The following is a 6,568-nucleotide window of genomic DNA, read 5'->3' as shown; positions in this document are numbered from 1 at the left end:
GTTGTATTGAAGCAAGCTTCTCAACAACTCCGCTCGACTTGCATGTGTTAGGCACGCCGCCAGCGTTCATCCTGAGCCAGGATCAAACTCTTAAACTATAAATATCTGGGTAAATGATATAATCTTTAATGTTAATAGTAACTATAATTACTACTTATTCATTATTAATTATTCATTATTCATTAATTAATATGCTGGCTAAATCTATACTGTTCAGTTTTCAAAGACCTTGTTTTTAGGACCTTTGTCCTGCCACCATCCTTCGGCGACTTTTATACTTTATCACACTGAAGCGATAATGTCAATATTTTTTATAGTGTTTTTTTAAAAATTTTATCATTTTAAAAATTTATCGATTTTCGCTTCACTATTATGAAACACCATAATCAATATTCCTACTCTTAGTTAAATATGTTTTCGTTCGAAGCGACTAAAATAATTTATCATATTTATTAGAACTTGTCAATATGTTTGAAATAATATTTTTAAATAATTTGTGTTATATAGATGTTAACTGTCTATGCTATCTCACGCTTGTCACTGTTTGTTTCAAACAACTTAATAACTATAACATCTTAAGGGTAACCCATCAAGTCTATATTTATACCAACTAAACCATTTTTCAATAAAATTACCCAAAAACCTACAGAACCAGCAGTCAAGAATCTAGACTATAGAAACTAGAGCAAAGAATATTACACAAGAAAACTATTTCGACCATTAATACTAAAAAAACAGCCCCGTCAAAGTATATTAGGATATACATTGAAGGGCTGTTTCTTAATTTACGCTACCTTGAGCTTATTTATTTCTAAACATCTTTATATTTAATAAAGGCCTATTATAACTAATTTTCACTTCATCAATCATCATTCCCACTAAGCTTAACTCGCGGGATTCCTCATCTTCTCCTAGCAATTCCCAAAGATACTCTTCAATATCCTCTCGTCTAGGAACGTCTAATTGCTCCTCCAGGTCCTTTAGCTTATCTTCTACTAAACCCTCAATATGACATTCTATTGTGATTTCATAAGCTTTTTGATTATTTGCTATATTAATCTGAAGACTTTCGGCCCCTAAATCAAAAGCAAAGAAAGCAATTTCGCTCGAGATTTTCAACAATCTAGATTTAACATGATCCATACGATCATGCCTCCCTTCTCAATGATTCTAAAAGTGGAATCATTAGCGCTGCCACTAATCCGCCAGCTAAACCATTATTATAAAGATTCATCCCTCCATGGAGGTAGCCTACATTCATTACTACTGCCATATGAAGGAATCCTGCAATCATTCCGGCCTTCCACCCAAACTGACCTGCAATAGGTGCTAACGTCGTTCCAAAAAGAGCAGCCAGTACGGGCCCTATTTCATTGACTTGCCATTTCATTATAAATGCAGCTAGTACAACACCTAACATTACTGGAAGAATGTTTTTGATATGTTTACCAAATGCACCGAAGCCAATAATGGTAAAAACACCTCCAATAACTGGACCATTTAACTGCCCCCCTACTGCTAAAATGTAGGCTATGCAAATAAAGCCTAAAAGAGCCATGTTAATAAGACTTAGCCCAAACCCTTCTAGTACAACAAAATCTTGAACCGATCTCCCTGTTCTTTTTAAAAGACTTTTATATCCTTTAAAGGAGTTTTTATTAAAGTAGAGACCTACTATCATAAAGGCTGAGAACATCACGATAAGATAAATGCTTAGAGCTAAATTTTGCCCTTGCAACACTATTAACCTTCCTTGATTTTCGTATCCAAAAGCCCTGAACATAGCCATAAAGAAGGTACCAATCATCCCACCTGTAAAACCTAAGTTGTACAGATTAAATCCTAAATGAAACTTAACGAAATGACTAGCTAACGGAGCCATAATAAATCCAGCTAGTATTCCACATAGATTTCCAACTATTAAAAAGAATATTGAACCATCCCCCAGACCAAAACTTATCTGACTTACAATTGGTCCTAGTGCTGTCCCAAATAGTGCTGGTAATATAAATTTGCCAAAATTCTCTTTTTTATACCTACTATATAAAAATACACCTAATAGAATAGCCCATACATTATATATGTTTTTACCAAAAAGTGCAAATCCGCCTACTGTAAAAATTGCTGCCATAGTAGTTCCCGTCATATTTACTTTACTTAAACCAACAATGGTAATGGCTGAAATGACCAGCAACCCACTGTTAAAAAAGGCGGCACCAATATTGGCTATTTTCATATAATCTGACACCAATAAACTTGGGTCCACCACAATCTTCGCCATCCCCTGTAGAATCTCTATAGGAGGATTAAAAATTAAAGCAGATAACAATATTATAATTCCATAGGAGTACATAATTTTAAACTTTACTTTTTCACTTACTGCTATTAAACCTGGCTTCATGTTATATTATCCTCCTTCTTAATCCATGATTGAAGTACTATTATTTTTTCGGTCACTTTGTTATCCTCCTTTGTTGTTGTTAAAATTTTTATAACTTGTATTAGGACGATTATCTATTTACCTATATTATTCCATTGATTATTTCTCAGATAATCATAATAGGGGCAGGGGGTATAATTGCAATGTAATTCCAGTACAATTGTGATTATATTTTTATTTATTGATTTAGCTTGTATTTGTTTTTACATATTGTAGTGGTGGAATAGCATTAAGATTCTAGAGTTGATGAGATTGGATTTGATTTAATTGTACATCATGAAGGTGTTGGATATGGTTTATTCATAAAGAAAGAAGATATTTTTCAACATCTTCTTTTTGATAAGTCAATAATATATGAGGTTGTAGACAAAGTCAATATTTTTTTATCTCTTACACTTACTTTTTCCATGAAAGTTATTACATTAATTGACTCGAGTGAACATTTAGGTAAGTGCTTTTGGTTATTAAATTAGAAATCCTCCAATAGGTTTGCCATCTCTATAGCTGTAACTGCTGCTTCAAACCCTTTATTTCCTGCTTTAGTTCCTGCTCTTTCTATTGCTTGTTCTATTGTATCTACAGTTAATACCCCGAATATTGTAGGCACTTCCGTCTCTAACCCTACCATTGCTACCCCTTTAGTCACTTCGTTGGATACATAATCAAAATGTGGTGTCGCTCCCCTGATTACTGCCCCTAAGCAAACAACAGCATCATATCTACCTGATTTGGCCATCTTCTTTGCCACTAGTGGAATCTCGAAGGCTCCAGGCACCCAAGTAATCTCAATATCCTCCACATCTCCTCCATGTCTCTTGATGGCATCAATTGCTCCATCCAGTAGCTTACTGCCTATAAATTCATTAAACCTACCTACGATAATACCCACTCTTAATCCTTCTGCTGACAAATTTCCTTCGTAAATTTTCATTTTATTGTTCCTCCCCTGTAAACTTTAGCATATGTCCTAATTTGCTTTGTTTTGTCTTTAGGTAATACTCATTTCTTTCATTATGGTTCATTTGGATAGGAACTCTTTGGGTAATTTCTAAGTCATAACCAGATAGTCCCACTAATTTTCTAGGGTTGTTTGTCATAAGCTTAATTTTTTTTACCCCTAGATCTTTTAGAATTTGAGCCCCCACACCATAGTCCCTCATATCCTCTGGAAAGCCAAGAGCTAAATTAGCCTCAACTGTATCATATCCTTGGTCTTGAAGCTCATAGGCTCTAATTTTGTTGATTAAACCAATTCCTCTTCCTTCTTGCCTCATATAAAGAATGATTCCTCTTCCTTCTTTTTCTATCCTTTCCATTGCAGCTGCCAACTGGTCTCCACAGTCGCATCTCAACGAGCCAAAGGCATCTCCTGTTAAACATTCTGAATGTACCCTCATTAATACAGGTTCGTCTGTTGTTACATCTCCCTTTACAAGGGCAACATGATGTTCTTTTGTGATTTCACTTTCATATCCAATAATTTTAAAGTTACCATGTTTAGTCGGCATGAGGGCTTCTGTCACCCGATTAATAACCTGCTCATTCTTCCTTCGAAAGGCTATTAAATCTGCAATGGTAATCATTTTTAGATTGTGTTCTTTTATAAAATCCATCAACTCTGGTACACGGGCCATAGTACCATCTTCATTCATAATTTCGCAGATTACTCCTGCTGGAGCATGTCCTGCCAATCTCGCTAAGTCCACAGCTGCCTCTGTATGCCCAGCTCTTTTTAGCACTCCACCATTTTTAGCAGCTAGTGGAAATATATGTCCTGGTCTCTTGAAATCAGTGGCTTTAGCTCCCTCAGTGACTGCCTTTTGAATGGTTAAGGCTCTTTCGTGAGCAGATATACCTGTGGTTGTTTCAATATGATCTATAGATACTGTAAAGGCAGTCCCATATTCATCTGTGTTCTTTGCAACCATTTGAGGCATATCCAATAACTTTAGTCGGTCTTCTGTCATAGGCAAACAGATTAATCCCCGACCATACTTAGCCATGAAGTTTACGACTTCCGGAGTAACATGCTGGGCAGATGCTACTAAATCCCCTTCATTTTCTCGATCTTCATCATCTACTACTACTATTATTTTGCCATTACGAATATCTTCTAATGCTTCCTCGATGGTATTAAATTGATATTTCATCTTCCCGTTCCTTTCTGATTTTCATCATTAATGAATATATCACTGTTAATCAACTTAAATGTTAGTTTTTCTTATGAAATCCATGCTTTGATAGAAAATCCATAGTCAAAGCTTCTTTTTTTTCTTTTTTTTCTTTTTTTTCTTCTACCTTTATCCCCATCAGTCTTTCTATATATTTACCCACCATATCGCATTCTAGATTAACCAAATCGCCAACACCTTTACTTATTAAAGTAGTCTCATCCTTTGTATGGGGAATAATTGATACTTTGAAATCATCCTCACCCAACTGTGCAACTGTTAAACTAACGCCATCTATGGCAATTGAGCCCTTAAGAATAAGGTATTTCATCAAGTGGGCTGGTGGCTTAATGGTAATCCATACGGCATTATCTTCTTTTTCGTATTTTTGGATCACCCCCACATCATCTATGTGCCCACTTACTAGGTGTCCCCCAAGGCGATCCCCTACTGCTACCGCCCGTTCAAGGTTAACTGGACTCCCTAAATGGAGATTTTTAAGATTACTCATCCTCATGGTTTCTGCCATCACGTCTACTCTGAAGATTCCCTTTTCAAAATGATTCACCGTAAGGCATACTCCATTGGTGGCGATACTGTCCCCTAGCTTTACATCCTCAAGTACTTTTTTAGCTTCTATGACGATACTAGCTCCATCTCCACTTTTTGATATGTTTCTTATTTTACCTATCTCTTCAATAATTCCAGTAAACATCTTAATCTTTCCCTTCTATATATCCTTCGATTAATAAATCCTGTTGAAAAGAGCGGTGGGTAATGTTGTTGAGTTCAATAGCATCTGCAACCTTGTTTATGCCTTCTCCTTCTACTGGTGTGATGGCATCTCTTCCACCAATGATTTTAGGAGCAATAAAAGACATTACTTTATCTACTATTCCATACTGTAGTGCTGAGAAATTTAAGGTGCCGCCCCCCTCCAGCAACACACTATCAATTTGCCTATTCCCTAGCTCCATCATCAGCTCATTCAAGTCTACTCTTCCATCCTTTAAGGAGAGGATGAGTACTTGAACTCCTAATTCTTTGTATAACTGAACTTTTGAAGCATTGGCTTCTTTTGTAGTTGCAACTAGGGTAGACTGGGTTTTAGCAGTTAAGACAACATTGCTGTCCATGGGGGTCCTTCCTTTGGTGTCCACTATAATTCGTAGCGGTTGACTAACTTCTTTATTATCGATTCGAGTATTCAGCGTTGGATTGTCTTTTATTATTGTAGAGACTCCCACCATGATTCCTGCTACCCTATCTCTGATATGGTGTACATAGGCTCTTGAATCCTCATTAGTAATCCATTTTGAATCTCCTGTAGCTGTGGCAATTTTACCATCTAGGGTCATGGCAGTCTTTAGAATAACAAAGGGTTTTTGAGTTGTTATGTACTTTACAAAAATCTCATTGAGTTTTTTTGCTTCCTCTTCCATTACCCCTGTAGCCACTTCAATGCCCTGTTCTCGAAGCAAATTAATTCCTCTTCCCGCCACAAGTGGATTTGGGTCCTTCATGCCAACTACAACTCGAGCTATTTTACTTCTTATGATAGCCTCAACACAGGGAGGGGTTTTCCCATAATGGGAACAAGGTTCTAGGTTTACATATATGGTAGCTCCCTCCGCTTGGAAGTTAAGTTTCTTAAGGGCATCTACTTCTGCATGGTCTTCTCCGTACTGCTGATGATAACCCTCTGCTATTATTTCATCTTCCTGTACAATAACAGCCCCCACTAAAGGATTGGGTCTTGTTTTTCCCCATCCTTGCCTCGCCAGCTGCAGGACTTTTTCCATATAATATTTATCTTTTTGAAAGTCTTTGATTTCCATTCCCTCACCTCCCTATTGATCATGTTTATTTTATCTATTTTTGCAAAATAAAATACCCTGGGGTAATTAACCTCAGGGTATAAGAGTCAAAATTTATAAAAATACAAACAAAATTAGTA

The 6,568-nt window shown here is 36.4% G+C and carries 6 protein-coding genes and 1 rRNA gene; all 7 read right to left on the bottom strand.

The annotated features are described in order from the left end of the window. Positions 1-98 (bottom strand): 16S ribosomal RNA (locus tag JOC73_RS10980); the annotation flags it as partial. Between the two features lie 703 nt (positions 99-801). After that, positions 802-1,143: a hypothetical protein gene (locus JOC73_RS10975; RefSeq protein WP_204403115.1), complete on the bottom strand. Its 342-nt coding sequence runs from the start codon at positions 1,141-1,143 to the stop codon at positions 802-804. Positions 1,144-1,147: 4 nt separating this feature from the next. Next, the gene (locus tag JOC73_RS10970) at positions 1,148-2,401 is read right to left on the bottom strand and encodes a DUF1576 domain-containing protein (RefSeq protein WP_204403113.1); all 1,254 of its coding nucleotides are present in this window, start codon (positions 2,399-2,401) and stop codon (positions 1,148-1,150) included. A 508-nt stretch (positions 2,402-2,909) separates the two neighbouring features. Continuing rightward, complete coding sequence (gene ribH, locus JOC73_RS10965; RefSeq protein WP_204403111.1) at positions 2,910-3,371, bottom strand: 6,7-dimethyl-8-ribityllumazine synthase; 462 nt, start codon at positions 3,369-3,371, stop codon at positions 2,910-2,912. Position 3,372: 1 nt separating this feature from the next. Beyond that, a complete protein-coding gene (locus JOC73_RS10960) occupies positions 3,373-4,590 on the bottom strand; it encodes a bifunctional 3,4-dihydroxy-2-butanone-4-phosphate synthase/GTP cyclohydrolase II (RefSeq protein WP_204403109.1) in 1,218 nt (405 codons plus the stop codon). A gap of 61 nt (positions 4,591-4,651) precedes the next feature. Further along, positions 4,652-5,326 carry a riboflavin synthase gene (locus JOC73_RS10955; protein WP_204403107.1) on the bottom strand — a complete coding sequence of 225 codons (675 nt, stop codon included), beginning with the start codon at positions 5,324-5,326 and terminating at the stop codon, positions 4,652-4,654. A gap of 1 nt (position 5,327) precedes the next feature. Next, positions 5,328-6,449: a bifunctional diaminohydroxyphosphoribosylaminopyrimidine deaminase/5-amino-6-(5-phosphoribosylamino)uracil reductase RibD gene (gene ribD, locus JOC73_RS10950; protein ID WP_243427946.1), complete on the bottom strand. Its 1,122-nt coding sequence runs from the start codon at positions 6,447-6,449 to the stop codon at positions 5,328-5,330. Positions 6,450-6,568 lie beyond the last annotated feature (119 nt).

The sequence above is a fragment of the Alkaliphilus hydrothermalis genome (assembly GCF_016908555.1).
Classification (GTDB): domain Bacteria; phylum Bacillota; class Clostridia; order Peptostreptococcales; family Natronincolaceae; genus Alkaliphilus; species Alkaliphilus hydrothermalis.
This window is presented reverse-complemented; position numbering and strand designations above follow the sequence as displayed.

Coding starts and splice junctions, on each gene's coding strand:
- JOC73_RS10975 (WP_204403115.1), bottom strand. CDS start 1,143: ATGGATCATGTTAAATCTAGATTGTTGAAAATCTCGAGCGAAATTGCT.
- JOC73_RS10970 (WP_204403113.1), bottom strand. CDS start 2,401: ATGAAGCCAGGTTTAATAGCAGTAAGTGAAAAAGTAAAGTTTAAAATT.
- ribH (WP_204403111.1), bottom strand. CDS start 3,371: ATGAAAATTTACGAAGGAAATTTGTCAGCAGAAGGATTAAGAGTGGGT.
- JOC73_RS10960 (WP_204403109.1), bottom strand. CDS start 4,590: ATGAAATATCAATTTAATACCATCGAGGAAGCATTAGAAGATATTCGT.
- JOC73_RS10955 (WP_204403107.1), bottom strand. CDS start 5,326: ATGTTTACTGGAATTATTGAAGAGATAGGTAAAATAAGAAACATATCA.
- ribD (WP_243427946.1), bottom strand. CDS start 6,449: ATGGAAATCAAAGACTTTCAAAAAGATAAATATTATATGGAAAAAGTC.